This window comes from Listeria swaminathanii (assembly GCF_014229645.1).
In the GTDB taxonomy this organism is placed as follows: Bacteria; Bacillota; Bacilli; order Lactobacillales; family Listeriaceae; genus Listeria; species Listeria swaminathanii.
The window spans coordinates 437,386-461,831 of the sequence record NZ_JAATOD010000001.1; the positions used below are offsets into that span (position 1 = coordinate 437,386).

At 39.8% G+C, this 24,446-nt stretch carries 29 protein-coding genes; 27 read left to right on the plus strand and 2 right to left on the minus strand.

The genetic code is table 11. From position 1 onward, the window contains the following. The first annotated feature begins 37 nt into the window (after nt 1–37). Nucleotides 38–448: a DUF805 domain-containing protein gene (locus tag HCX62_RS02120; protein ID WP_185636853.1), complete on the plus strand. Its 411-nt coding sequence runs from the start codon at nt 38–40 to the stop codon at nt 446–448. Between the two features lie 147 nt (nt 449–595). Further along, on the plus strand, nt 596–997 hold the full coding sequence (locus HCX62_RS02125; RefSeq protein WP_185636854.1) for a DUF805 domain-containing protein: 402 nt from the start codon (nt 596–598) through the stop codon (nt 995–997). A gap of 40 nt (nt 998–1,037) precedes the next feature. Here the strand turns inward: HCX62_RS02125 and HCX62_RS02130 are convergent, their stop codons facing one another. Further along, the gene (locus tag HCX62_RS02130) at nt 1,038–1,247 is read right to left on the minus strand and encodes a lmo0673 family protein (protein ID WP_003721793.1); all 210 of its coding nucleotides are present in this window, start codon (nt 1,245–1,247) and stop codon (nt 1,038–1,040) included. Nucleotides 1,248–1,265: 18 nt separating this feature from the next. Then, nucleotides 1,266–2,186, minus strand: a complete 921-nt coding sequence (gene mogR / locus HCX62_RS02135) for a motility genes transcriptional repressor MogR (protein ID WP_185504390.1) — start codon at nt 2,184–2,186, stop codon at nt 1,266–1,268. 371 nt (nt 2,187–2,557) lie between these two features. Between mogR and HCX62_RS02140 the strand changes: the two genes are divergently transcribed. The 25 genes from HCX62_RS02140 to fliM all read left to right on the plus strand — a co-directional run bounded on the left by HCX62_RS02140 (nt 2,558) and on the right by fliM (nt 24,446). Continuing rightward, nucleotides 2,558–2,872: a flagellar motor switch protein FliN gene (locus HCX62_RS02140; RefSeq protein ID WP_185636855.1), complete on the plus strand. Its 315-nt coding sequence runs from the start codon at nt 2,558–2,560 to the stop codon at nt 2,870–2,872. Further along, nucleotides 2,865–3,632, plus strand: a complete 768-nt coding sequence (locus HCX62_RS02145; RefSeq protein WP_010989542.1) for a flagellar type III secretion system pore protein FliP — start codon at nt 2,865–2,867, stop codon at nt 3,630–3,632. The genes HCX62_RS02140 and HCX62_RS02145 overlap by 8 nt, the downstream gene beginning before the upstream one ends. Nucleotides 3,633–3,644: 12 nt before the next feature. After that, the gene (locus HCX62_RS02150) at nt 3,645–3,917 is read left to right on the plus strand and encodes a flagellar biosynthetic protein FliQ (protein WP_003718817.1); all 273 of its coding nucleotides are present in this window, start codon (nt 3,645–3,647) and stop codon (nt 3,915–3,917) included. Between the two features lie 2 nt (nt 3,918–3,919). Then, nucleotides 3,920–4,681 (plus strand): flagellar biosynthetic protein FliR, encoded by a 762-nt coding sequence (locus HCX62_RS02155; RefSeq protein WP_008947104.1) that lies wholly within the window; start codon nt 3,920–3,922, stop codon nt 4,679–4,681. 16 nt (nt 4,682–4,697) lie between these two features. Beyond that, the gene (flhB, locus tag HCX62_RS02160) at nt 4,698–5,744 is read left to right on the plus strand and encodes a flagellar type III secretion system protein FlhB (protein ID WP_185636856.1); all 1,047 of its coding nucleotides are present in this window, start codon (nt 4,698–4,700) and stop codon (nt 5,742–5,744) included. 46 nt (nt 5,745–5,790) lie between these two features. After that, entirely contained in the window at nt 5,791–7,866 is a 2,076-nt protein-coding gene (locus HCX62_RS02165; protein ID WP_003721800.1) for a flagellar biosynthesis protein FlhA, read from the plus strand. A 21-nt stretch (nt 7,867–7,887) separates the two neighbouring features. Continuing rightward, nucleotides 7,888–9,111 carry a flagellar biosynthesis GTPase FlhF gene (gene flhF / locus HCX62_RS02170; protein ID WP_185636857.1) on the plus strand — a complete coding sequence of 408 codons (1,224 nt, stop codon included), beginning with the start codon at nt 7,888–7,890 and terminating at the stop codon, nt 9,109–9,111. After that, the gene (locus HCX62_RS02175; RefSeq protein WP_185636858.1) at nt 9,108–9,887 is read left to right on the plus strand and encodes a flagellar basal-body rod protein FlgG; all 780 of its coding nucleotides are present in this window, start codon (nt 9,108–9,110) and stop codon (nt 9,885–9,887) included. The genes flhF and HCX62_RS02175 overlap by 4 nt, the downstream gene beginning before the upstream one ends. Before the next feature lie 28 nt (nt 9,888–9,915). Continuing rightward, on the plus strand, nt 9,916–10,704 hold the full coding sequence (locus HCX62_RS02180) for a CheR family methyltransferase (RefSeq protein WP_008947109.1): 789 nt from the start codon (nt 9,916–9,918) through the stop codon (nt 10,702–10,704). 24 nt (nt 10,705–10,728) lie between these two features. After that, a complete protein-coding gene (locus HCX62_RS02185; protein WP_008947110.1) occupies nt 10,729–11,064 on the plus strand; it encodes a DUF3964 family protein in 336 nt (111 codons plus the stop codon). Between the two features lie 26 nt (nt 11,065–11,090). Next, nucleotides 11,091–11,942: a flagellar motor stator protein MotA gene (motA, locus tag HCX62_RS02190; protein ID WP_003730247.1), complete on the plus strand. Its 852-nt coding sequence runs from the start codon at nt 11,091–11,093 to the stop codon at nt 11,940–11,942. Then, nucleotides 11,902–12,729: a flagellar motor protein MotB gene (locus tag HCX62_RS02195; RefSeq protein ID WP_185636859.1), complete on the plus strand. Its 828-nt coding sequence runs from the start codon at nt 11,902–11,904 to the stop codon at nt 12,727–12,729. Before motA ends, HCX62_RS02195 begins: the two co-directional genes overlap by 41 nt. A 9-nt stretch (nt 12,730–12,738) precedes the next feature. After that, entirely contained in the window at nt 12,739–13,239 is a 501-nt protein-coding gene (locus HCX62_RS02200) for a hypothetical protein (protein ID WP_185636860.1), read from the plus strand. 22 nt (nt 13,240–13,261) lie between these two features. Then, on the plus strand, nt 13,262–15,175 hold the full coding sequence (gene gmaR, locus HCX62_RS02205; protein WP_185636861.1) for a transcriptional anti-repressor GmaR: 1,914 nt from the start codon (nt 13,262–13,264) through the stop codon (nt 15,173–15,175). 12 nt (nt 15,176–15,187) lie between these two features. Beyond that, on the plus strand, nt 15,188–16,096 hold the full coding sequence (locus HCX62_RS02210; protein WP_003721810.1) for a chemotaxis protein: 909 nt from the start codon (nt 15,188–15,190) through the stop codon (nt 16,094–16,096). A gap of 237 nt (nt 16,097–16,333) precedes the next feature. Continuing rightward, entirely contained in the window at nt 16,334–17,197 is an 864-nt protein-coding gene (locus HCX62_RS02215) for a FliC/FljB family flagellin (protein WP_003721811.1), read from the plus strand. Between the two features lie 274 nt (nt 17,198–17,471). Continuing rightward, the gene (locus tag HCX62_RS02220; protein WP_003721812.1) at nt 17,472–17,831 is read left to right on the plus strand and encodes a response regulator; all 360 of its coding nucleotides are present in this window, start codon (nt 17,472–17,474) and stop codon (nt 17,829–17,831) included. A gap of 19 nt (nt 17,832–17,850) precedes the next feature. Continuing rightward, nucleotides 17,851–19,707, plus strand: coding sequence for a chemotaxis protein CheA (locus HCX62_RS02225; RefSeq protein WP_185636862.1), 1,857 nt, complete (start codon nt 17,851–17,853; stop codon nt 19,705–19,707). A gap of 12 nt (nt 19,708–19,719) precedes the next feature. Further along, the gene (locus HCX62_RS02230) at nt 19,720–20,019 is read left to right on the plus strand and encodes a flagellar motor switch protein FliN (RefSeq protein WP_003721814.1); all 300 of its coding nucleotides are present in this window, start codon (nt 19,720–19,722) and stop codon (nt 20,017–20,019) included. 18 nt (nt 20,020–20,037) lie between these two features. After that, nucleotides 20,038–20,448 (plus strand): hypothetical protein, encoded by a 411-nt coding sequence (locus HCX62_RS02235; RefSeq protein ID WP_003733761.1) that lies wholly within the window; start codon nt 20,038–20,040, stop codon nt 20,446–20,448. A gap of 15 nt (nt 20,449–20,463) precedes the next feature. Next, nucleotides 20,464–21,504, plus strand: a complete 1,041-nt coding sequence (gene fliK, locus HCX62_RS02240; protein WP_185636863.1) for a flagellar hook-length control protein FliK — start codon at nt 20,464–20,466, stop codon at nt 21,502–21,504. A gap of 1 nt (nt 21,505) precedes the next feature. Continuing rightward, the gene (locus HCX62_RS02245) at nt 21,506–21,928 is read left to right on the plus strand and encodes a flagellar hook assembly protein FlgD (RefSeq protein WP_003721817.1); all 423 of its coding nucleotides are present in this window, start codon (nt 21,506–21,508) and stop codon (nt 21,926–21,928) included. A gap of 19 nt (nt 21,929–21,947) precedes the next feature. Then, nucleotides 21,948–23,183, plus strand: a complete 1,236-nt coding sequence (flgE, locus tag HCX62_RS02250) for a flagellar hook protein FlgE (RefSeq protein ID WP_014600606.1) — start codon at nt 21,948–21,950, stop codon at nt 23,181–23,183. A 13-nt stretch (nt 23,184–23,196) separates the two neighbouring features. Beyond that, nucleotides 23,197–23,433 carry a flagellar motor switch protein FliN gene (locus tag HCX62_RS02255; protein ID WP_008947119.1) on the plus strand — a complete coding sequence of 79 codons (237 nt, stop codon included), beginning with the start codon at nt 23,197–23,199 and terminating at the stop codon, nt 23,431–23,433. Between the two features lie 20 nt (nt 23,434–23,453). Then, nucleotides 23,454–24,446 carry a flagellar motor switch protein FliM gene (fliM, locus tag HCX62_RS02260; RefSeq protein WP_185636864.1) on the plus strand — a complete coding sequence of 331 codons (993 nt, stop codon included), beginning with the start codon at nt 23,454–23,456 and terminating at the stop codon, nt 24,444–24,446.

Genomic DNA, 24,446 nt, shown 5'->3' on the forward strand with positions numbered 1-24,446 from the left:
TAGAGCTAGGGCAAAATTTATTTACATAGGAGGAAATATGGGGTTTTTAGAAGCTTATAAGTCATTTTGGAAGAATTATGTCAATTTTAGTGATCGTGCGCCAGGTTCGGCCTATTGGTATGTATGGGTTTGGAACATGGCGATTTGTGTGGGTCTTTATTTACTGGCTTCTATTTTTGACGTGTCAATAATGCTAGACGGAGGGAACCTTGCTGGTGGAGCTATTGCGATCTTTATTGTAATTGTGATGTGGTTGTATTCAGCAGCTATTATATTACCTACACTTAGCCTTGTTGTAAGACGTTTACATGATACAGGGAAAAGTGGCTTTTTCATTTTCCTTGGTTTAATTCCAGTCGTTGGTTCCATTATTATTTTAATATTTATGAGTTTTGAAAGTGATGGACCAAACCGATATGGAGATGTCTATGAGAAATCGGATATTTAAATAAAAAAACGAGCTAAGGTCAACACTTAGCTCATTTTTTAAAATGTATATATTTATTTTATGAATCTTTCTACGATAAGCTTGTTTTAAGCTAGCGGTGTCGCATATTCTAGAAAAATAACATAATTTTATTACACAGGAGGAAATATGGGATTTTTAGAAGCTTATAAGTCATTTTGGAAGAATTATACTAATTTTAATGGACGCGCGCCAGGCTCTGCATTCTGGTATGTAATAGTTTGGAACATGATAATTAATGGGCCGCTGCTTGTTATGTCAAAAATTTTTGGTGTTTCAGAAATATTATTTGGAGTTGGTGGAGGGATTGCGCTCTTTTTTGGAGGTTTACGGTTTTTGTATTGGTGTGGCTCTATAGTTCCACTAACTAGCCTAATTGTAAGGCGTTTACATGACACTGGGAAAAGTGGTTATTTTGCTTTTCTTGGTTTAATTCCAATCGTTGGTACCATTATTATTTTTATATTTATGAGTTTTGAAAGTGATGGACCAAACCGATATGGAGATGTCTATAAGAAATCGGATATTTAAATTGAAAAAACGAGCTAGGATCATCTCCTAGCTCGTTTTTTTAATGGATTCCTTCGCTCACAAGAAACCAATTCACTTGGTTGGTATTAATAAAATAAGTTAAGTCGTATTTTGTTAACTCGATGCATTTTTCGTTAAAAAGGTTTTTCAAATCTGCTTTAGATAATTCGTGGATGCTGATGTTGTTGATTTTTGCGTCGTCGTCAAGGCGAATAGATTCGCCATTTACGGTATAAATTTCGATATACATCGTGCCACCCTTTCTAAATTACATTTGTTTATAGTTTTCTTTGAATACGCCAAGTTGGTTCAGTGTTACTACGAGTTGCTGGCTGAAAAGTGGTAGTGCTTGGATTTGGTCTAAGTCGTTGGCGTAAGCGAAATCAGCTACTTGTAACACGAGTGTATGGAACGAGTCTGTCATTGTTTCGTTTTGTTGTTTTAAATAAGAATTTTCTTGTTCCAGTTCTTGGCATTTGGTTTGTAAATCTTGGTATTTTTTGTCGAGTTCTTCTTTTTGGACGGCAAGGGATGACAGGGAGTAAATGCTTTTGAGTAAGTCATATACGTTGTTTTCTTCGCCTTGGTTTTCGCTTAAAAGTTGCACGTTGCTTTTAACGCCGGACAGTAGATCCACCAGGTTTTTTTCGCGTGATTTGTCGTAGCTGATTTGTTCTTTGATGGATGTTGGTGCTTTGAATTCAGCTGGTACGACTTTTCCGAAAATGTTGGTTTTTTCTTTTTTCGTATTCTTTTGTGTTTTTCTTTTTCGGCCTGGCTTGTTTTTAGGAATATCTTCTACTTGGATAAGCTCTTTTTTTAGTTTGTAGTAAGTGTTTTGTAGCTGGCTTGGTGTTTTTGGAAAGATCCGCAAATCGTTTAGGCTGAGCATTTCAGAGATATCAAGGACTTTCATATCTTCTAAAATAGCAATTTGGTAACATGCGGAAAGTAGTTCTAATTCGATTTTTAACCAACTAATGTTGGAATGCATATATTTTTCGATTCCACCGTGTTCTTCAACGGCTTGATAAAATTCAGTGAGTAAATGGTAGATTTCTTCGGCAGTTTGTTCGTCAATGCCAGCTTCTGAAGCCATTTTTTTAATTTCAGTAGTAGATGAATTCCCCGGATTATCTACTTGTTTTTTGATTTCTTGAAGTAATTTTCTTATTTCTGATTTAGGCATACAATCACATACCTCTCTATCCTATAGTATTATTGATTTTCTGTTTATTTTTATAATAACAATATATGTTAGTTGTGTAAAGGGAACGCGAGTAGGTCAAAAGGATTGGGTATGAAGAACCTTTTTTTGAGTTAAATAGAAAAATATAAATCGAATAATGAGAAGTTTTCCTTTGATACAGCTGTTACACTGGCTGTTTTTTTATTTTTACACACAATTTCATTTTTTAAAAAAAGTATAGATTTTTTCTGGAATTGGTGTAAAATTTTATATTGCAGTTACAAAAAACACTTTATTGATATATATTTTGAAAAAATGATTTATTTTTGTAATCTGATGAAGGGAGTGAAAGGTGAATTTACCTTACTTGAATGGAATATTTTTTGTCACTTTTAAAAATTATTGTACTTTTGGTAGTACTTGCGGGAATTTCTTATTTTTTAGTTAAGAAAAACAAGCAAGCGAATCGCACGAGAAAAAGCGAAAATGATCTTATAAAGTTGAAAGACACTCTTTTAATCTCTCATCAGTTACGTGCAGTTCTTCTGGAGGCAGATGGGGAAAAGGTGCTGGCGATTATTTCTAATAATGATATTCGAACGGTGTCATTAAAAGGAAAAAATGACCAAAATGAAAAACTTTTCCGAGAATTACTTTTGAAAGAGGAGACTAAGGAAAATGCGTAAAATAACTTCTAGACGAGTATTTCAAGTATCTTTTATTGTTATTTTTGCAATTTCGTTGGTTGTTTTTTGGCCGGGTGTGAATGTGCATGCCGAGAGTTGGATGGATTCGCTTGGTGTAAATGGAACGGACGGGGTTAATTCTAGTGTGGCGCTGTTTGTACTAGTTACGGTTCTTTCTTTGTCTGCATCGATTGTATTAATGTTCACACACTTTACCTACTGTATTATCGTCCTTGGATTAACGAGGCAAGGACTTGGCGCGACGAACTTACCGCCCAACCAAGTGCTTGTTGGACTGGCGTTGTTCTTATCTTTGTTTATGATGCAGCCGCTGATTACTGCTTGGTATGACGATGTGTATAAACCTTCGCAAAAAGAAGAGTGGAGCGCGTCGAAAGTTTGGGACGAAACGCAGCCGCTTCTGACAAAATATGTTGCGGAAAATACATATAAGCATGATATTAACATGATGTTAAAAGCAGAAGGAGAAGATCCGGTTACAAAAAAAGAAGATGCACCGCTTATGGCTTTAATGCCTGCTTTTATTTTGACACAGATTACCCAAGGATTTTTAACTGGGATGTTTATATACTTGGCGTTTATTTTTATAGATTTAATTGTTAGTACGTTACTGATGTATCTTGGGATGATGATGGTGCCGCCGATGACCATTAGCTTACCATTTAAGATTCTTGTTTTTATTTTCATTGGCGGGTACGGACTGATTACCAACATGATTTTTCAAACAATTCACTTTTAAGGGAGTAGCAAAATGAATTTAACGCCGATTACGCAAATTTTTCAAGATTTTTTCTATAGTGGGCTGGCGCTAATTTTGCCGGTATCGCTCATTTGTATCGTGGTCGTAATTGTGGTTGCGATTTTGATGGCGATGATGCAGATTCAAGACCAATCGCTGACGTTTTTGCCGAAGATTATTGCTTTCGTAGTGGCGCTCTTTATTCTTGGACCGTGGATGTTTGAACACATGACGGATTTATTTGTAGGAATCTTTTCCAAATTACCCCTGATGATTAGGGTGTAAACATGGAGTTTGAATTTTTTCTTGCTGTAGTGATTGTTTTCAGCCGAGTTGCCAGTTTTTTATTTTTCTTTCCACTTTTAAAAGGGCGCAACATTCCGAACAGTGTCAAAGTGGTGTTTGGGATGGCGATATCTATTCCGGTTGCAACGTGGGTGGATGTTTCGGGTATTACGACGCTGCCTGATTTGCTGCTCCGGGTCACATCTGAGGTGGTATTTGGGCTAGCGCTGGCGAAACTGGTGGAAATGATTGCGGTCATTCCGAAAATGGCTGGTTTTATGATTGATTATGATTTAGGATTTTCGCAGGTGAACTTGATTGATCCGTCTTATGGGACGCAAAACTCGATTACGGCTGCGATTTTAGATACTTTTTTTGTAGTGATATTCTTGTCACTGCAAGGAATGGATTACTTAATTTATTACTTAATGAAATCGTTTGAATTTACGGCTTCGGTTTCGATTTTATTTGAAAAAGGGTTTATAGATTTATTGCTCGGGACGCTTGGTTTTGCGCTTGCTTCGGCGGTGTCGATTGCGCTTCCGATTATGGGTAGCATTTTTATCGTTAATATCATTCTTGCTTTTATCTCTAAGAGCGCGCCGCAAATTAACATTTTTATGAATGCGTTTATTATAAAAATTACGTTTGGGATTTTCATCCTTGCGTGCGCGGTTCCTATCTTGAGTACAGTTTTTAAAAATTTGACAGATGAGATGATTCAACAATATGTGTCGTTTTTTGATTATTTACTGAAAAAATAGGGAGGAGAACAAAAGCTTGGCAAAGGATAATAAAACGGAAAAAGCAACGCCGCGCCGCATTAAGAAAGCTCGAAATGAAGGTAATGTGGCGAAAAGTAAAGAATTGAATAATGCTTTTTCACTGCTGATTGTAGCTGGGCTTCTTTATTTTTTTGGAGAGATGTTTATTAAAAACACGATTCAAGCATTTGTTGCTCTTTTGAAACAGCCGCCTAAGCTTGCAAACATGGAAAGTTATAGTTTGTTTTACTTAATGGAATTTGGCAGAGTGCTACTGCCAGTTATGATTATGGTCGTGATTTTCGGTTTGATGAACTACGGGGTGCAAGTCGGGATTTTGTTTTCCGCGAAAGCAGTGAAGCCCCAGTTTAAACGGCTGAATCCAGCGAACTACTTTAAGCGAGTGTTTAGTGTGAAGGGGCTTGTCGAGGTTGTGAAAGCGTTACTGTTGATTACGCTGCTTTCTTACGTGGCTTATATCGGCTTTCGGGATCACTTAGATACGCTCATTAGTTACACTGGGCAAAATTGGCTTTACTCACTCGGACAAATTTTCGCGTTATTTAAAAATGAATTTCTGGCGCTTTTCCTCGTTATCGCAGTAATTGGGCTGCTCGACTTCTTTTACCAGCGCTACGATTATAAAAAAGGGCTGCGGATGTCGAAGCAAGAAATTAAAGACGAGATGAAGGATTCGGAAGGGCGACCGGAAGTCAAACAGCGCCAAAGAAGCATTGCGCGTGGACTTCTCCAAGGTTCGATTACGAAAAAAATGGCGGATGCGACGTTTGTTGTTAATAATCCAACGCATATCTCGGTTGTGATGCGTTATGACAAAACGAAAGATCATGCGCCGAAATTGCTCGTTAAAGGGGAAGATGAGCTGGCACTTTTTATTCGTCAGGTGGCGGATACGGACGGGGTGCCGATGATTACGAATAGACAGCTGGCGCGGAGTATTTACTATACGACCAATCCAGATGAATACATACAGGAAGATTTATATAAAGACGTTATTGAAGTGATGAAAGAATTGATGGACGCAGACAAAATCAAGTTCTAACAACATATGAGCGACCTTTCTAAATTTAGAAAAGGCAGGTTTCAAAATGGGGAATTTAGGTGCTATAAAAAAATATTTTGCTATCTTGATTGCGGTCTCGTTTGTTATTGCACTTATTGTGCCATTACCTCCATTTGTGTTGGATTTAGTGCTTGTGACGATCTTGGCGTTCTCAGTATTAGTTTACATGCGTGCCACATCAATTAAAGATTGGAATGAATTAAAGTCATTTCCTTCTTTACTGCTTTTGATGGGGATATTTCGTGTTTCTATCAATATTTCGACGACGCGGGCGATTTTAACGACGGGGGATCCGGGGCAAGTAATTAAGCAATTCGGGAACTTTGTAATTGGTAGTAATTTTGTTGTCGGGATTGTAATTTTTATCATTTTAATTGTCTTTCAGTTTATTGTGGCAAATGGTTCTTCTCGGACGGCCGAGGTGGCGGCGAGATTTACGCTTGATGCGCTTCCTGGTAAACAAATGGCGATTGATGCGGATCTGAATCAGCGCTTGATTACAGAGCCGGAAGCCAAAGAAAAACGTGCGTACTTGAATATGGAGACCGAATTTTACGGTGCAATGGACGGAGCTGGGAAATTTGTAAAAGGGGACGTTCTTTTTACCGTTTTGCTCGCTGTTGTTAATATCGTTTTTGGTTTAATTGTCGGAATGGTTCAAGGAGGGCTTTCGTTCGGGGAAGCCGCGGTGAAATATACGGAGTTAACTATTGGGGATGGCATCGTGAGCCAAATTGGTTCGCTTTTAATGGCGATGTCTGCTGGGGTTATTGTTACCCGGGTATTTGATGGTTCGGATGATAACGTTGCGGTCGGGATTTTCAAAGAATTAATGCAAAACTCGGTGGTCGTTTATACGCTCGCTGCGATGTTTATTTTAATGGGAGTATTTAGCCCGCTGCCAACGATTCCGTTTGTCGGGATTGGCGTAGTGCTTGGAATTATTGGCTATCGTACACAATTCAATTTAAAGAAAAAAGAGCAGTTGGAACTGGAAAAAGAAATGGAACTGATTCAATCAGAAACAAATTCGGCGGAAGCGGAGCATAATCAAGCATTTGGCGCGGCACGAGAGAAATTTCCGGTTGTGGTCGAACTTGGTTTAAACATTGCCGCACTCGTGAAGCAAAAGATGAACGGTGAAACGGCGAAGGATAAAGTTGTCTTAATGCGGAAATCGATTTTACAAGATTTAGGTATTGGGGTTCCGGGGATTAATTTTAAAGATAATACGAGTTTTCAGCCGCGCGGGAAGTATGAAATTAAAGTGAAAGGCGTAGCGGTTGCGAGTGGTGTTTTAAAAGCAGGCCATTTACTGGCTTTGAAAACACCGGGTGTGATGATGGATCTTGATGCTGAACCTACCAAGGATCCAATTTTCGGGGAAGATGGTTATTGGATTTTGCCGGGCGAGCTAGAAGATGCGCAAATGAAGAACTATCAGGTGCTTGAGCCGCTGAGTATTTTAATTACGCATTTGGATGTTGTGCTTAGGAAGAACTTGCATGAACTCCTGATGCGTCAACAAATTAAAGATTTAATTGACGGGCTTGCCGATGAAAACCAAATTTTGATTGATGAAATTAAGAAAAAGGAAATCGATTATTCGCTCATTCAAGGAGTGCTAAGACAGCTTTTGAAAGAAGGGATTTCGGTTCGTGATTTGCCAACGATTGTCGAAGGGATTATCGATGGACAAACGATTTATCCAAATGACCTTGACGGGATTACGGCGTTTGTTAGGGAGCGGATTTCGAAAGTCATTTGTGAACAAGCGAAAAACCAAGACGGCAAAATTTACGCGCTACTTTTACAGGATTCGATTGAAATGGATACGGAAATTGTCAACACGCCGTATTATGGCTACGCGCTGAACTGGGCGCTCGATAAGGAACTGCCAATCATTCAAAAAGTAAGGGATACCGTGAATAAAGCGCAACTTACTGGGCGCGAACCCGTCATTTTAACAAGGCGGAAAGATTTTCGTTTTGGCTTTGTACGAGTTTTAGAAAGATATCAATTGGATGTGCCGGTGCTATCCATTAGCGAACTGTCGCCGGAAACAGAAGTGGAGCAAATCGCACTGATTGAACCAACTTGATGAGGGAGGTAATCCGTAGCAATGGGAAAACATTTAGTAGAAAAGATGGAAATTTTTAAGGGAAATTCGAAACGTGAAATACATAAAAAAATTCAATTAGTAACGAATGAGCCATATAAAATTACGGATGAACGTGTCACAAAGCTTGGAATTTTTAAGAAACAGTATGAAGTGACGGCGGTCATTATGAGTGAAGTGGCGATTGCGGATGGACGAATGGACTTCCAAGAAACCTTCCAAAAATCAGTTGTCAAAAACAGGCCGAAAACAGACGACTTATTAAAAAAAGAAAAATTACTCGAAATGCTTGCTGCTGGGGCGGAACTGGCGCAATCAACACCGCTTCTCGAAGAACGAAAAACACAGGAAGAAGAACTATCGACGATGCGTCTGGAACTGGCGGCTTTAAACCGTGAGCTGGCTGTGAAAATGCGCGCCGAACGTGAGCAAAACAGTGATTTCGTGAAATTTTTGAAGAGCCGCGGGATTAGTGATACTTACGTGGCGGACTTTATGCAGGCGGGGCGGAAGCAGTTTAAGCAAGTGGAAACAGCGCATTTGGACGATATTGCGGATTGGTTTGTCCCGTATTTATCAGGAAAATTGGCGGTGGAAGATTCGTTTGATTTAAGCAATCACCGGATTATTTCGTTGATTGGGCAAACGGGTGTTGGGAAAACGACGACGCTTGTGAAACTTGGTTGGCAGCTTTTAAAACAAAATCATACAGTGGGCTTTATTACAACGGATACTTTCCGGTCGGGGGCGGTTGAGCAGTTCCAAGGCTACGCGGATAAACTTGAAGTGGAGCTTATTGTTGCGACTAGCCCAGCGGAACTAGAGGAAGCCGTGCAGTACATGACTTATGTTAGCGGCGTTGATCACATTTTGATTGATACGGTTGGTAGAAATTATTTAGCCGAAGAATCAGTGAATGAGATTGCCGCGTACACCGATGTGGTGCATCCAGATTTAACTTGTTTTACGTTCTCATCAGGAATGAAAAGCGCTGATGTGATGACGATTTTACCAAAATTAGCAGAAATTCCAATCGACGGTTTTATTATTACAAAAATGGATGAAACGACTCGAATTGGTGATTTATACACCGTGATGCAAGAAACGAATTTGCCAGTGTTATACATGACGGACGGGCAAAATATTACGGAAAATATTTTCAGACCAAAAAGTCGTTGGTTAGCGGAGCGGTTTGTTGGGACGGATAGGAGGCAGGTGCTGGAATGAAGGGATTATATATTGGGGCAGCTGGGATGATGAACTATATGCAACATATTCAAGTGCATTCGAATAACGTGGCCAATGCGCAGACGCCGGGTTTCAAATTTGATCAGCTTACGAGTGAAGTGATTTCCAGAAACAAGGTGAACTATCAAAACGGACCTGTTGCAAGGCAAGTTGGGACGATTGATTACGGGGTTCGACCTGCAGCAACGCATATTAATTTAACAGCTGGTTCGAGTTACATTACAAACCGCGACCGAGATTTCTTTATGCAAGATACCAACCCGACACTAGGAAGCAATTTTTTTATCACAGCTAAAAATGGCGAAATTTCGCTTTCACGTGGTGGCCAGTTTCATTCCGACCAGTTCGGTTTTCTGCGGACAGCAGATGGTGCCAATTTACTCAGTGCGACTGGGGAAGCGATTCAGGTGGGGCAAAAAACATCGATTCGTGCCGAAGCAAATGGCGATTTATACAATGCGGAAACCAATCAATACCTCGGAAGGCTTGGAACGAAATTTGTTTCCGCCGATCAAGCGGATAGTTTGGTGAAAGACGGTGAAGGACGACTGCATGTAAATGGCGTAAACACAATGAATTTGCCAGCTGGACAAGGGATTATCCAAAATGGTGTTATCGAAACGTCGAATGTTGATTTAGGCGTTGAAATGGTACAACTCATGGATAACCAGCGTATGGTACAAGCTTCGAAAAATGTCGTCAATATGTTTGATAAAGTGTACGACAAAGAAGCAAGCGGATTAATTCGTCAGTAACGACCTAGCTAAGGGGAGGGGAAAAAGAATGATTCCAGATTTGGAAAAGGATTATCTTTACTTTACTCGTGTCGTCAAAAGGGACTTAGGGTTAGATTTAGCGCTCTACAAAGAAACGCAAATGAAACGGCGGATTTTGTCTTTTATTGTGAAGAAGAAATATATTACTTTTGGAGAATTTTTCAAACATCTCAAAAAAGATGCCGTGCTGTTGGATGAGTTTATTAGTTTGATTACCATCAATGTGTCGTCGTTTTTCCGTAATCGCAATCGCTGGGATGCGTTGGAAAAACAAGTGATTCCAAGACTGCTTGAAGATAGTCGCGGGAAGCTCCGGGTTTGGAGTGCGGCTTGTTCATCGGGGGAGGAGCCGTATTCGCTGGCAATCATGATGGAACGTTCAGTCGGGACAAGACATTATGATATTTTAGCAACGGATCTTGAACCAGCTATTTTAAAACGCGCGGTCATCGGGGAATATCAAAGTCGTCAAATGGAAGAACTAAGCGAACAAGAGCGACAAACGGCATTCACCGAAAAAGGGGATACATATCAGATTTTACCGGCATATCGGAAGGCGATTCGTTTTAGACGTCACGATTTGTTGACCGATTACTACGAAAAAGGCTTTGATTTAATTGTCTGTCGCAATGTGTTGATTTATTTCACGGCAGAAGGAAAGCATCAAGCTTACCAAAAATTTGCAGATTCACTAAGACGTGGCGGGGTTCTTTTCATCGGCGGATCAGAGCAGATTTTGAACCCAGCTGATTACGGGCTGGCCACATTAAATAATTTTTTCTACATAAAAACCTAGCAAAAATGGAATGGAGTTGGTTAGATGGGACGAATGGAAAACATTAAAAATTTAGCGTTTTTTGAGGATAAACCTGGACTAGCAGAACAAATCCTCATGCTTGAAAAGAAAGAACAACTTTTTTTACCAAATGAATTTGAAATTAGACAAACAGTGGGCTATCAAATCGGGGATAAAGAAGTCATTTTAGGTCGGCTCGAGTCATTTTATTTTCTCGCTTTAAAAGGTGTCGATGAAGATAACTACCGCTCGCAAGCCTTTGCCAGTGAAGCGGATGCCAAAGCGTTTTTCGTTCATTTACCAGAAATGGAAAACGAGTTAGTTGCTTTTTGGTTAAATGAAGTGGAATTAGTGCGCTGAAATAAGTAGGTGGGAGATGAAGTAACGTGGAAATAACAACGATTGTAGGGCTTGTTTTGGCAGTGATAGTCATTGCGGGTTCATTCATGATTCAAAATATATCACTGGCGATGTTATTTAGCGCTGAAGCATTAATTGTTATCATTCTTGGGACAATTACGGCTGTTATGATGGCGCACCCATGGAGTGATGTAAAAGTAGTACCGAAACTATTCAAAATTCTTTTCACAAAAGAGAAGATGCCGGACAAAGTGGATGTACTCGTGCAATACAAAGAATATGCAGATGAAATTAGGCGTAGCGGGGTACTGGCGCTGGAAGATTCTGTCGATGAAATTGAAGATCCATTTATGAAACGAGGCATGCGCTTAGTTGTAGATGGTCAATCTTCCCCAGAATTTTTACGGGACGTTTTGGAAGAAGAAGTAGCGAGCATGGAAGAACGTCATGCTGCTTATGCCAAGATTTTCGCATCAGCCGGAGCATATGCGCCGACGCTCGGTGTACTTGGAGCAGCGATGGGACTCATTCATGCAATGGGCGAAATGTCGAACCCGGACAAACTCAGCGAAGCGATAGCCGCGGCGTTTGTTTGTACCATTTTCGGTATTTTCACCGGTTACGTGCTTTGGACACCATTTGCCAATAAATTAAAAGTGAAATCACAAAAAGAAGTGCATTTGAGATATATGATGATTGAGGGAGTCGTCGCGCTTCAAGAGCGAAATGCACCACGTGTTGTGGAAGAACGTTTATTATCTTTTTTAAGTCCAAAAGAGAAAGATGTGCTGCGAAATGGAAAAGGGAAGAAAACGAGAGAAGTGGAGGAAATTGAGCGTGGCCAAGCGTCGCAAGAAACCGCAGGAGGAACACGTTGATGAAACGTGGCTAATTCCATATAGTGATTTGCTGACACTTTTACTTGCTCTATTTATCGTTCTGTTTGCCTCCAGTTCAGTTGATGCAAAAAAATTCGAACAAATGGGAAATGCGTTTAAGAAAATTGTGGAGGAAGGCGCGGCAGGCAACCAAGCATATGTATCAAAAGAAAAAGGACCAGATGATCCAAATGTGAATGCAGTCTTGAAGGCGATGGAAGAGCAAGATAAAAAGAAAGAAGCAAACGAACAAGAGAAAGCCAAAAAAGCAGCAGCAGCCTTACTTAAAAAGCAAAATGAAGAAAAGATTGAAGCCTTTAAAAAACAAATTGATAGCTATATAACGGCAGAAAATTTGGGAACGAAAATGACGACGAAATACTCGGATGAAGGGCTATTGATTACTATCCGCGATGATATTTTATTCCAGTCGGGTAGTGCAGAATTATCAGCTGGGAAACGCGAAATAGCCAAAGAAATCGGCGAACTTTTTGCGCAAGGTAAGGGAACGATGGAAGGGATTGTTTCTGGACATACGGATAATGTGCCGATAAGTACATCGATTTATTCTTCCAACTGGGAACTAAGTGTCGCCCGTGCCGTTAATTTCATGGAAGCAATCATTCAAGAAAATAGTGAAGTAAACCCCGGCGAGTTTAGTGCTCGTGGCTACGGCGAATTCAGACCCGTCGCCAAAAATGATATCGCAGCAAATCGCGAAAAAAATCGGCGTGTAGAAATCATGGTGCGCCCGATTAATCGCGATACGCTTGATGAAGATGAGTAGGTGAGTTGATTGCAACTTTTTTTAAGTGGTTCGCATACATTAACCGATTATGACAAACAAGAAATACAAGCATATCTCGAAAAATTTGCACCAGTGAACCACATTCACTTGCTTTGTTATAAGTCGATTGAAAATGAAGTATTACAATTTTTTCTAAAAAAAGAGCATTTAGCTCCACGCTTGTCGATTTACACTTTTGCACCGAAAGAATGTTTGCCAGAGCCGTTTTTATCCGCGATAGACTACTTGGAACGCTTAGGAAGTAGCTATCAATCATTTGGGTATTTTGATACGGTAATTGCCAAGCCGACTTATGAGAAATTCTTAGCACAAATTGTTAGTAAAATGGATTTGGTTTGTTGTTTTTATAACGGGGATAAGCCGACTGATGTGATACCAGTCGATGTTGCGAAAGCGCTCGATGTGCAAAGTATGATTTATGATTTGCCAAAAGCGAAGAAGCATCTACTGCACCGAGCGAGCAGCGATAAAATAAAATTAGTGAATTAATTGATAGAAAGAGGGAAGATTCATGCGGCCGTTAATTTCGATTTGTATGATAGTCAAAAATGAAGCACATATTTTAAGACAAAGTTTAGCGTCTTTTAGAAAATTTACGGAAGAAATCATTATTGTAGATACAGGTTCCACTGACGAAACCAAGGAAATCGCACAAGAATTCACTGATTTTGTCTATGACTTTGAATGGACAGGCAACTTTTCTGATGCAAGAAACTTTGCAGCCAAACATGCAACGGGAAAATGGATTTTAGCCATTGATGCAGACGAATGTTTGGAAGAAGAAAGTTATTGCAAATTAGAAAAACAATTAAAATCACCAGTCGAACCAATTCAAATGGCGCAAATCATTAGCTTTACAGGGGAAAAAGGGCGAGTGACAACAACGAACCAAATGGCGCGGGTTTATAAAAATGACGGCACAATTTGCTTCCGCGGCGTGATCCATGAACAACTGGAAGCAATCAACAAACGTCCGATTGCAGCTGGTTTTGCTGAAGTGAAGATTTATCATTATGGCTATATGTCGGAAATTGTTGAAAAACAAGGTAAATCAGGTCGTAATTTACGTTTATTAGAAAAAGAAGTTAAAAATAATAAAAATAGCGGATTTGTTCATTTTAATATCGGGCAAGAAATGAATCGACTTGGTAATAAAAAAGAAGCGCTGAAAGAATTCTCAGAAGCATTCCGATTGCGCGATCACAATCACTACATTTGGGCGAAACTAAGCGCTTATCATATTTCCGAACTACTAGAGCAAGAAAAACGCTACGACGAAAGTTTAGCAATTATTGAAGAAGCAAGAGTCATTTGGCCAAACGTACCAGAATTCCCACTTAAAAAAGCCAATATTTTATATGTGAACCACCAACTCGAAGACGCCAAAGAAATCTACCAAAGTTTGCTAGAAAATACTGCAATTGACTACCAACCAATCGTGTTGTACGAAGCAACAAACTTCATGCCACACAAAATGCTTGGAACGATTTACTTAGAAGAAAAAGATTATACGCGCGCGATGACTCATTTTTCTAAAGCCTATGCGGAAAATAGTTCTGATTATGGTGTGATGTTCCAAATGATTATGCTACTTAGCAAATTCCATCAACCAAAAGAAATTTTCGCGTTTATAGAACGTCATAACTTTATTGCTAGCACTGAAACGGGCTTGCGTTTACTTTCGATGACAACCCAACAAGGTTATGCGGAACTATCTGAACTCATCGTTCAATCGCTAACCGATGTATACCCGCCAATCGCAGAAGCAACCGAAGTGAAAATCGCAACAATCCGTAACGTCTTCCCGGTAATTAGCGAATCCGCTATTTTATTCGGTATTAAAGAAGAGCTGATTGATGCAGCTGACTTATGTTTGTGGCACTATGAAAACCCGCAATTACCAATCGAAAACGTCATGAAAAATAGTGATGTTGGCGATATTTACGATTTTATTTTTGAAAACGGTCCGAGAATTAGCAAAAAACGCTATTTGTTTGTGTTAGAACGGGCAATTGCACTTGGAAAAGGTGAGTTTGCTGATTACTTATTGGCACTTCGAAACGTTTACCATGATAGCATTAATAGCCATATTGCGGACTTGTTTTTCCAATATGATTTTGCGGATATCGCGCTTGATTTTTACAATATCGTCGACGCAGACGAAGTGACAAAACAAGGCTACATCAACCTCATCAATTACTTAGTAGACGCTGATGTACTGGATGAAGCACTTGCGATTGCAGAACGAGGCATCGATAATTTTAGTACCGATTTCCGTTTTTACCTTTGGGCAATCAAAATTGATACCGAAAACCGTGCGAATCGGATTAGCGAAGCAATGGACGAATTCCCGAATAACCGCTATTTAGCAAAGCTTTTGGATGAAGTTAGCATGCTTCAAGACACTGTTACAAACAATCGATAGGAGGCCAGTAATATGACAGAAGAAAAAGGAATTTTACTACAAAGTGGAACAAATGAATTAGAAATTGTTACATTTACCGTTGGCGAAAACTTATTTTGTATTAACGTTTTAAAAGTGAAAGAAATTATTCATCCGCTTGAAGTAACGCCTGTACCAGATTCGAACCCGGCAATTGAAGGTGTTTCCCAAGTGCGCGGTGAAATCATGCCAGTCGTGAACCTTGCTCGTGTGATGAAATTACCCGAAATCGAACCAGAAAACACGAAATTCATTATCACAGAACTAAACCAAATGAAAATTGTTTTCCGTGTCGACGAGGTTCATCGTATCCAACGTATTTCATGGGAACAAATTGAAGAACCAGAAAAACTATCGATTGGTTTGGAAGAATTAGCAGTTGGTATCGTGAAACTAGACGGCAATCTAGTGCTATTGCTTGATTATGAAAAAATCATTTATGAAATCAGCGGAAATGCCGATTTTGCTGTGACTGGCGAAGACCGTATAGCACGAAAAGTAAACCGTGAAGAGAAGACTATCTTTATTGCCGAAGACTCACAAATGCTGCGTCAACTGCTTGAAGATACGCTTCATGAGGCGGGTTACACAAATCTACAATTCTTTGCTAACGGCCGCGAAGCCCAAGAACATATTTTCAAATTACTCAAAGAACAAAAAGAGCAAACTTTTGAAAATGTTAACTTGTTAATCACGGATATCGAAATGCCTCAAATGGACGGACACCATTTAACAAAAGTAATTAAAGAAGATGAAATTGGCCGCGAATTGCCAGTTGTTATTTTCTCATCACTTATTACCGAAGATCTAGAACACAAAGGTGCAGGTGTTGGTGCCGATGCGCAAGTAAGTAAACCCAATATTCACCAACTGATTAATATTTTAGATGAGCTAGTTTTATAAAAAGAAGTGTTTGGACAAAATTTTCTGTTCAAACACTTCTTTATTTTATTTAAAAAAATAATTTATAAAAACATAAAAACGTTGGTAATTAGCGGTTTGTTCGTTTTTTTATAAATAAAAACAACTTATTTTTACATTTTTAACAAAAAACATTTGATTTTTTAAAAAAATGAAGATATAATAAAGCATATAGAGAAGAGCAGTCTTTTCTAAACCGAATGTAGGAGGGAAACACAAATGAAAGTAAATACTAATATCATTAGCTTGAAAACACAAGAATATCTTCGTAAAAATAACGAAGGCATGACTCAAGCACAAGAACGTTTGGCATCTGGTAAACGTATTAACAGTTCTCTTGATGACGCTGCTGGTCTTGCAGTTGTTACTCGTATGAACGTTAAATCTACAGGCTTAGATGCAGCAAGCAAAAACTCATCCATGGGTATTGACTTGTTACAAACAGCGGATTCAGCTCTTAGCTCCATGAGTTCAATCTTGCAACGTATGCGTCAATTAGCAGTACAATCTTCTAACGGTTCATTCAGTGACGAAGATCGTAAACAATATACTGCTGAATTCGGTAGCTTGATCAAAGAACTTGATCACGTTGCTGACACTACTAACTACAACAACATTAAATTGCTAGATCAAACTGCTACAGGTGCTGCTACTCAAGTAAGCATCCAAGCGTCTGATAAAGCTAATGACTTAATCAATATCGATCTTTTCAATGCAAAAGGTCTTTCTGCTGGAACAATCACTTTAGGTAGTGGTTCTACAGTTGCTGGTTATAGTGCATTATCCGTTGCTGATGCTGATTCTTCTCAACAAGCAACAGAAGCTATTGATGAATTAATCAATAACATTTCTAACGGTCGTGCGCTTCTAGGTGCTGGTATGAGTCGCCTTAGCTACAATGTATCTAACGTGAACAACCAATCCATCGCAACTAAAGCATCTGCTTCATCCATTGAAGATGCAGATATGGCTGCTGAAATGTCCGAAATGACTAAATACAAAATTCTTACACAAACATCTATCAGCATGCTTTCTCAAGCAAACCAAACACCGCAAATGTTAACTCAATTAATTAACAGCTAATAACATATCAAATTCATTTATCGAACATTGTTTACCCTTAGCCTCTCGTCACCCCGGACGAGGGGCTTTTCTTTTGATTTATAAAAATATTTTTCAATTATAAATGGGACACAGAGCCAATGTTAAGTTGGTTAACTATTTTTTAAATAATTTTATTATAAAAAACGGATATTTTTTAAGAAAAAGGTAGAAATTGTCCTATTTTTATTATAAAATGATATTATGCGATTTTTTTAAAAAATATTTATAGGTATAGGAATGGGAGTTGTATTTTATGTTGAAGTTGTTGATTGTCGACGATGCGATGTTCATGCGTACGATGATTAAGAATATCGTGAAAGATAGCGATTTTGAAGTAGTTGCAGAGGCGGAAAACGGACTGGAAGCAGTGAAAAAGTATGATGAAGTAAAACCAGATATCGTGACATTAGATATTACGATGCCAGAAATGGACGGTTTAGAAGCACTTGCACAAATTATGGCGAAAGATCCATCTGCCAAAGTAATTATGTGCTCGGCGATGGGCCAACAAGGTATGGTTGTAGACGCAATTAAAAAAGGTGCGAAAGACTTTATCGTAAAACCTTTCCAAGCGGACCGAGTTTTAGAGGCGTTAGAAAAAGCAGCTAAGTAGAGAAATGGAGGTGGATAGCATGACTACAAATATGTTAGACCTGTTTATAGAAGAAGCTTCAGAACATTTACAGGCGCTAAATGATAATCTGTTACAGCTTGAGAAAGACCCGACGAACGGTCAGTTAGTAAGTGAAATTTTCCGTTCAGCACATACGTTTAAAGGGATGTCCGCAACGATGGGCTTCCAGCAGGTGGCTGATTTAACGCATGCAATGGAAAATGTACTAGATGAGGTACGCAATAATCGATTGGCTGTAACAGAACATTTGGTAGACATTATTTTTACATGTACATCTCATTTGGAAACAATGGTTTCGGATATCCAACACGGCGGACAAGGCGCGGCGGATATTTCGAAAACCGTAGCTGACTTAGAAGCGCTTTTACATCCTGAACAAGAAACAGATGCAGCAGTTGAAAAAACGTACCGCATTCAAGTTCAAATTGAAGAAGCAGCCATTTTGAAAGCAGTGCGGGCGGTAATGTGTTTAGAACGACTTGCGGAAATTGGGATAATATCTGAAACAACACCAGACAGAGAAGCGATTGAGCTGGAAGAGTTCGAGCAGACGTTTGAAGTTGTTTTAGAATCGGCACAAACGAAAGAAGAAATCGAAGCGGTTATTCTCGATATTTCTGAAATCGAAAAAGTGGCAGTCCAAGAAGAAGTGGAAGAAGTTCAGATCGTTGAACCAATCAAAAAAGCCGCAAAACAAACAACAAAACGATTAGAAAATAAAACCATTCGTGTACAACTTGAAAAAATCGAAAAGCTAATGAACGTTTTTGAAGAAAGCGTCATTGAACGGGCGAGAATTGACGAAATCGCAGAAAAAACCAATAACAAAGAATTGATGGAGCATCTAGGACGATTCAGCTCCATCTCCAAAGAAATCCAAAATGGCTTACTGAATATGCGGATGGTGCCAGTGGACAGTGTTTTCAATCGCTTTCCAAAAATGGTGCGCACGCTAGCTAAGGAATTAGGCAAGAAAATCGATTTAGTGATTGAAGGCGCGGATACGGAAGTCGATAAAATCGTCATTGATGAAATTGGCGATCCGCTTGTTCATTTAATCCGTAATTCGGTGGATCACGGTGCGGAAACAGTCGAAGTGAGACGTAAAAATGGGAAAAATGAAACGGCGACAATTAGCTTAAAAGCATTTCATAGCGGCAACAATGTCGTGATTGAGATTGCTGATGACGGCGCGGGAATCAACAAACGCAAAGTTTTAGAAAAAGCGATTGCGAAAAATGTCGTTACACGAGCAGAATCAACCAAAATGACTGATTCGGAAATTTTTGATTTATTATTTGATTCCGGTTTCAGTACCGCGGATCAAGTATCAGATCTTTCCGGACGCGGCGTTGGCTTAGACGTAGTTCGTAATACCATTCTTAAAATCGGCGGAAAAATCAGCGTGGAATCAAGCGAAAATGCTGGCTCGACTTTCCGAATTGAGATTCCGCTAACATTATCCATCATCCAATCGATGCTCGTTGCAACATCGGAACGCCGCTATGCTGTACCACTTGCAAACGTGGCAGAAGCAATTACGATTGACCCCGCGGACATCCAACACGTTCACGGCAAAGACTTAATCAACTACCGTGAAACAATTATCGAAGTACTCGACTTAGGCGAATGCTTCCACGAAACACCTTTAAAAGACACAGACGAATTACTTTTACTCGTTGTCAAAAATGCCAAGCGAACTTTTGGACTTATTATTAAAGATATTATCGGTCAACGGGAAATCGTTTTAAAAACACTTGGCGGCTTTTTCAGCGAAAGTCAAATTGCCTTTTCAGGGGCAACGATTTTAGGCGATGGCCGTGTCGTATTAATTTTAAATTTAGAAACATTTTAAGGAGGGACCATGATGGAACAAGTATTTCAAGTAGAACTTCCTGAATGGGAACCGAAAGAAACACCCCAAGAAGGACGCGAAAAAGGCTCTATTCGCCAAGTTGACAATATTGGCGTTAATTTAATCGTCCGTCTTGGGAAAAAAGAAATGCCGGTAGGGGATATCGCCGAGTTAAGCATTGGCGATGTCCTCGAAGTGGAAAAGAAACCTGGCCACAAAGTCGAAATTTTCCTCGATGAAAAGAAAGTCGGCATCGGTGAAGCCATTTTGATGGACGAGAACTTCGGGATCGTTATTTCAGAAATCGACTAAAGAAAGAAGGCAAGTGATTTGAAGCAAGAGGCTTATAACGCAGTGAAGATGAAAGTGGACCAAGAGAAAACGGCCATTTTAAAGGAATTACAATTACTATTATCCAAACGGGGAAAAGTCACAGAAAAATTAGCGCACGAAAAAGAAGTGTATTACTCAAGAACGAAAAAAGAAAGACTCCAAGTAGCGGTATTAGCCGGAAGCATGCAACTCGATGCCTTTTCACCAAGCCGCATTCAACAAATGGAGCGCGAAATCACTCAAATTAGCCAGTACATTAAGAGCAATGAACAAATCTTAGAACAACTCGAGGAAAAAGGGAAACAGGCCAAAAAAATGTACGATGACACACGAAAAAAATGGCAACAGCTTGAAAATAAAAAAGAAGAACAAACATTACGCGATTTAAAAATGGTGCTATTAAAGTAAAAGGGAGGAAAAGTCATGCTAATCCCAGATAATTTGCTACAACCACTGATTGGAAAAAAACAAATCGAACCAAAAGAAAAGTTAGCAGAAGAATTAGTAGAACTACCTTTTATTTCACTTTTAATGGAAAATAGCCCTGCGCCGCTCTTAAAGGGAGAAGCGGAAAACGCGGAACAAGCTACAACACCGTTAAAAGAGATCGCTCAACCACTCGTTTCAGCAAAACTACTCGACAGCGAACCAGAAACCAAACTACCAAGCGCACCACTCGAGCTGAAAGAAGTTAAAGAAACACTTGCGGCAATCGCCAAACAAGCTATCGACCAACCAAAAATAGACAACGCCCCGCAAGTAGTGCAAACTCCTGAAACGAACACACCGAAAGAACCTACAAAAAATGCCACCCGAGAGCAACCACCTGAACTCATCATGCCTACAAAAGACTCACCTAAACTAGCCGAAAACGTAGCTAAAAACCAACCAACCGTTGCCAAATTACCTCAAGAAAAAGAAGCCGTACAACTTTTCAAAGCGAGCATTAAAGAACCAGTAACAGCGAAAGAAGAAGTCGCCGTCAAAAAGCCCGCGGAATCAAGCAACATTTGGCATGACACAACGAAACAGCTCACACCAGCTGCCAAAGTAGAAGTCCCGGTCACGCTGAAACAACTCGATAAAACCATCACCGACCAAATCGAACAGCTGCAAAAATTTCAAGTGAAACAAAATAAAGCCTTTTTCGCTATTCAACCAGAATCGCTCGGAAAAGTGGAAGTTTTACTTAAAAAAATGCCCGATAAAATATTTGTACATATCGAATATCAGGAACAAACGGCCAAACAAAAACTGGAACAGATGGCGCAAGATTTACATAATCGCTTCCGAGATCGCGGTGTAGAAGTTGCTGTGACAATGACCGAAAAACAAGCACCGAAAGAGAATGGTCAAGGCTCAGATGCTCGACACCAAGGCGAATCTAAAAAAGAAAAAGAACGCGAAAACCCACACCAACAAAGACCTAAACAGCAAGTATTTGATTTAGAGGAGGAGACGTAATTTGGACGGAATTAGTAGTTTATCAGGAGCGAGTCAGGATACAAACAATGCAGTGACATCAAGTGTATCGAAAACACTTGGCAAAGATGACTTCATGAAACTATTTTTAACAAGTTTGCAATACCAAGATCCATCGAGCCCGCTTGATACGAATGAAATGATGTCGCAAATGGCGCAACTTTCCTTAATGGAGCAAGTTGCCAATATGACAACGGCCGTAGATAAGCTTTCTGAACAAGCGCAAAACTCCGCCTTACAATCCGCAGTTAATTTCATCGGTAAGGATATAAAAGGTGTTTCGCTAAATGGTGAAGTAATCAGCGGGAAAGTCGAAAGCGTTCAACAAACGACAAACGGCGTCATGCTGAAATTAAAAGATAATGATAGCCTCGTGCCAATGACTTATGTAACAGAAATTAATTAAAAATTTGGGAGTGTGAATTATGAATCAAACTATGTATACAGCTATTTCTGGGATGAATGCGTTCCAACAAGCATTATCCGTGACGTCAAATAATATTGCCAATGCCAACACGACGGGATATAAAAAACAAAGCGTCGTTTTCAATGATTTACTTTACCAAAACACGATGGGATCTGTTGCAGGCGGACTTTACGCTGGAACAAACCCAATGAGCTTCGGTTCCGGTTCGAAAATTGGTGCGATTTTAACTGATTATACAGCTGGATCGCCGACGTCAACTGGCAGAAACAAAGACGCAGCACTACAAGGTCGCGGCTTTTTCATCGCTGGTGACAACGCAGGCGGGAATATCGTTTACACACGTGACGGCAGTTTTGCAGTATCTGATAACAATTATTTAACAACCCAACAAGGGAAATACGTAATGGGTTACGCAACGGACAAAAATGGTAACGTTTTAAACGGTAATTTACAACCAATCCAAATCCCGCTAAATAGCGCAATTCCAGGAGAAGCAACAAAAAATGGTAGCCTAAGCGGTAACATCCCACTTGATTGGGGCGAAAAAGATACGATTTCTTCCGAGCTTTCTGTATACGATAATGCTGGCGGAAAACATAAACTTCAAGTCAATATGAAAGCAGCTACACCGGATGCGAGCGGCAATGTTTCCTACGAATATGAAATTCAAATGGACGGAAAAGCATTAACGCCTCCAGTGACAGGAACGCTAAATTACAATGCGCAAGGCGAGCTAACAAACCCTGACGCACTGAAAAATATCCAAATTAATTCCACCGTTAACGGAAAACAAGTCAACATGGGCTTAAACCTAAGTGGCTTAACAAACTACGGAACGAACCAAGTATTCTCACCAACTTCTGACGGAAAAGGCGCTGCAACAGTAAAAGACTACGCAGTAACTGATGCTGGCTACATCGCAGTGAGCTATTCAGACGGTACGGTTATCCCGGTTGCCCAACTAGCGGTCGCTACTTTCTCCAATGAAGACGGCTTAGTTAAAATGGGAAATGGCGAATATGTTCCAGGATTATCTTCTGGAGATGCAGTCTACGGCGTTGCTGGCCAAAATGGTGCTGGCGGAATTAGTGGCTCTTCATTAGAAGGCTCCAACGTAGATTTATCGCGCGAATTCGTTAACTTAATGACGTATCAAAGTGGCTTCCAAGGAAATACAAAAGTTATTCGTGTGGCGGATGACGTGATGAAACAAATTGTGAACTTGATTCAGTAGGGAGTTTAGCTAAATGAAAATTAATCATAATATTCCACTCAGAATCGACTTCGAGCTAGGACGCACGAAACAGCCAGTCGGTAGTTTGCTAGATGTAAAAAAAGGGACCGTTTTTCGGTTAGAAGATTCCACAGCTAATGTGGTCAAAATCACTATTTCCGGCAAATGCATCGGTTACGGCGAAATTTTGACAAAAGACGGCAAGATGTTTGTCAAAATAACCAAATTAGGAGAGGGAAGTTCTTCATGAGAGCTAGGGAGTGACAAAAAATGAGCGATAAATTAAGTCAAGAACAAATTGACGCCCTGCTTTCCCAAATGAGTGAAGGTAAGGTAGTCGATGAAAGTACGGAAATTGGCGACTTTGGGCGCTTTCATCCCTATGATTTTCATAAACCAGAGAAATTTGGTGCAGAACACCTCGAAAGTTTAAAAACGATTGCATCAGCTTTTACGAAAAAAAGTATGGAGTTTGTTTCACAGCGTATCCGGATTCCGATTCATACCGAAGCAACTCTGGCGGATCAAGTTTCTTTTGCGAGCGGTTATATCGAAACAATGCCGAACGATAGCTATATTTTCTGCATTATCGACCTTGGCAACCCAGAGCTAGGCCAAATTATTATTGAACTCGATTTAGCCTATATCATTTATATTCATGAATGTTTATCCGGCGGGAATCCAAAACGAAAATTAAGCAAGCGCAGACTTTTATCCGTTTTTGAAGAGTTGACGTTGAAATCTATTTTAGAGAAATTTTGTGAGGCACTTAAAGATAGCTTTAAATCAGTGCATCCAATCTCACCAGAAATCGTTAATATCGAAACCAACCCAGCACTGCTGCGCGTGACATCACCGAATGACATGATGGCGCTTGTCAGTGTCGATATTAAATCCGAGTTCTGGATTAGTACAATGCGCATCGGCGTGCCATTTTTCTCGGTGGAAGAGATTATGAATAAACTGGAAAACGTCGTCGAATATACATTTGATAAACGACGGAACTTTGATGCAGAAGTCGAACAAGAATTGCATCAAGTCGAAAAAGAAGCGCGCATTCGTGTGGGTGAAATTAAAACAACGTGGAAAGAACTCAATAAGCTTGAAGTGGGCGATGTACTTCTAACAGAAACACACATACGCGATACACTCAAAGGCTACGTCACTGAAAAATGGAAATTTGAATGTTATATGGGAAAAAGTGGTAACCAAAAAGCCGTTAAATTTATGCGTCATACAGGGCGGACAGAGCAGGAGAGGTAG

Bases quoted from the DNA above. Each gene is read 5' to 3' on its own strand.
- gmaR (WP_185636861.1), top strand. From the start codon at position 13,262: ATGCGGCCGTTAATTTCGATTTGTATGATAGTCAAAAATGAAGCACAT.
- HCX62_RS02185 (WP_008947110.1), top strand. From the start codon at position 10,729: ATGGGACGAATGGAAAACATTAAAAATTTAGCGTTTTTTGAGGATAAA.
- HCX62_RS02140 (WP_185636855.1), top strand. From the start codon at position 2,558: ATGGAATATTTTTTGTCACTTTTAAAAATTATTGTACTTTTGGTAGTA.
- HCX62_RS02165 (WP_003721800.1), top strand. From the start codon at position 5,791: ATGGGGAATTTAGGTGCTATAAAAAAATATTTTGCTATCTTGATTGCG.
- HCX62_RS02150 (WP_003718817.1), top strand. From the start codon at position 3,645: ATGAATTTAACGCCGATTACGCAAATTTTTCAAGATTTTTTCTATAGT.
- HCX62_RS02230 (WP_003721814.1), top strand. From the start codon at position 19,720: ATGGAACAAGTATTTCAAGTAGAACTTCCTGAATGGGAACCGAAAGAA.
- HCX62_RS02180 (WP_008947109.1), top strand. From the start codon at position 9,916: ATGATTCCAGATTTGGAAAAGGATTATCTTTACTTTACTCGTGTCGTC.
- HCX62_RS02255 (WP_008947119.1), top strand. From the start codon at position 23,197: ATGAAAATTAATCATAATATTCCACTCAGAATCGACTTCGAGCTAGGA.
- fliK (WP_185636863.1), top strand. From the start codon at position 20,464: ATGCTAATCCCAGATAATTTGCTACAACCACTGATTGGAAAAAAACAA.
- mogR (WP_185504390.1), bottom strand. From the start codon at position 2,186: ATGCCTAAATCAGAAATAAGAAAATTACTTCAAGAAATCAAAAAACAA.
- HCX62_RS02155 (WP_008947104.1), top strand. From the start codon at position 3,920: ATGGAGTTTGAATTTTTTCTTGCTGTAGTGATTGTTTTCAGCCGAGTT.
- HCX62_RS02125 (WP_185636854.1), top strand. From the start codon at position 596: ATGGGATTTTTAGAAGCTTATAAGTCATTTTGGAAGAATTATACTAAT.
- HCX62_RS02120 (WP_185636853.1), top strand. From the start codon at position 38: ATGGGGTTTTTAGAAGCTTATAAGTCATTTTGGAAGAATTATGTCAAT.
- flhF (WP_185636857.1), top strand. From the start codon at position 7,888: ATGGGAAAACATTTAGTAGAAAAGATGGAAATTTTTAAGGGAAATTCG.
- fliM (WP_185636864.1), top strand. From the start codon at position 23,454: ATGAGCGATAAATTAAGTCAAGAACAAATTGACGCCCTGCTTTCCCAA.
- HCX62_RS02145 (WP_010989542.1), top strand. From the start codon at position 2,865: ATGCGTAAAATAACTTCTAGACGAGTATTTCAAGTATCTTTTATTGTT.
- HCX62_RS02175 (WP_185636858.1), top strand. From the start codon at position 9,108: ATGAAGGGATTATATATTGGGGCAGCTGGGATGATGAACTATATGCAA.
- HCX62_RS02130 (WP_003721793.1), bottom strand. From the start codon at position 1,247: ATGTATATCGAAATTTATACCGTAAATGGCGAATCTATTCGCCTTGAC.
- flgE (WP_014600606.1), top strand. From the start codon at position 21,948: ATGAATCAAACTATGTATACAGCTATTTCTGGGATGAATGCGTTCCAA.
- HCX62_RS02220 (WP_003721812.1), top strand. From the start codon at position 17,472: ATGTTGAAGTTGTTGATTGTCGACGATGCGATGTTCATGCGTACGATG.
- HCX62_RS02210 (WP_003721810.1), top strand. From the start codon at position 15,188: ATGACAGAAGAAAAAGGAATTTTACTACAAAGTGGAACAAATGAATTA.
- HCX62_RS02215 (WP_003721811.1), top strand. From the start codon at position 16,334: ATGAAAGTAAATACTAATATCATTAGCTTGAAAACACAAGAATATCTT.
- HCX62_RS02225 (WP_185636862.1), top strand. From the start codon at position 17,851: ATGACTACAAATATGTTAGACCTGTTTATAGAAGAAGCTTCAGAACAT.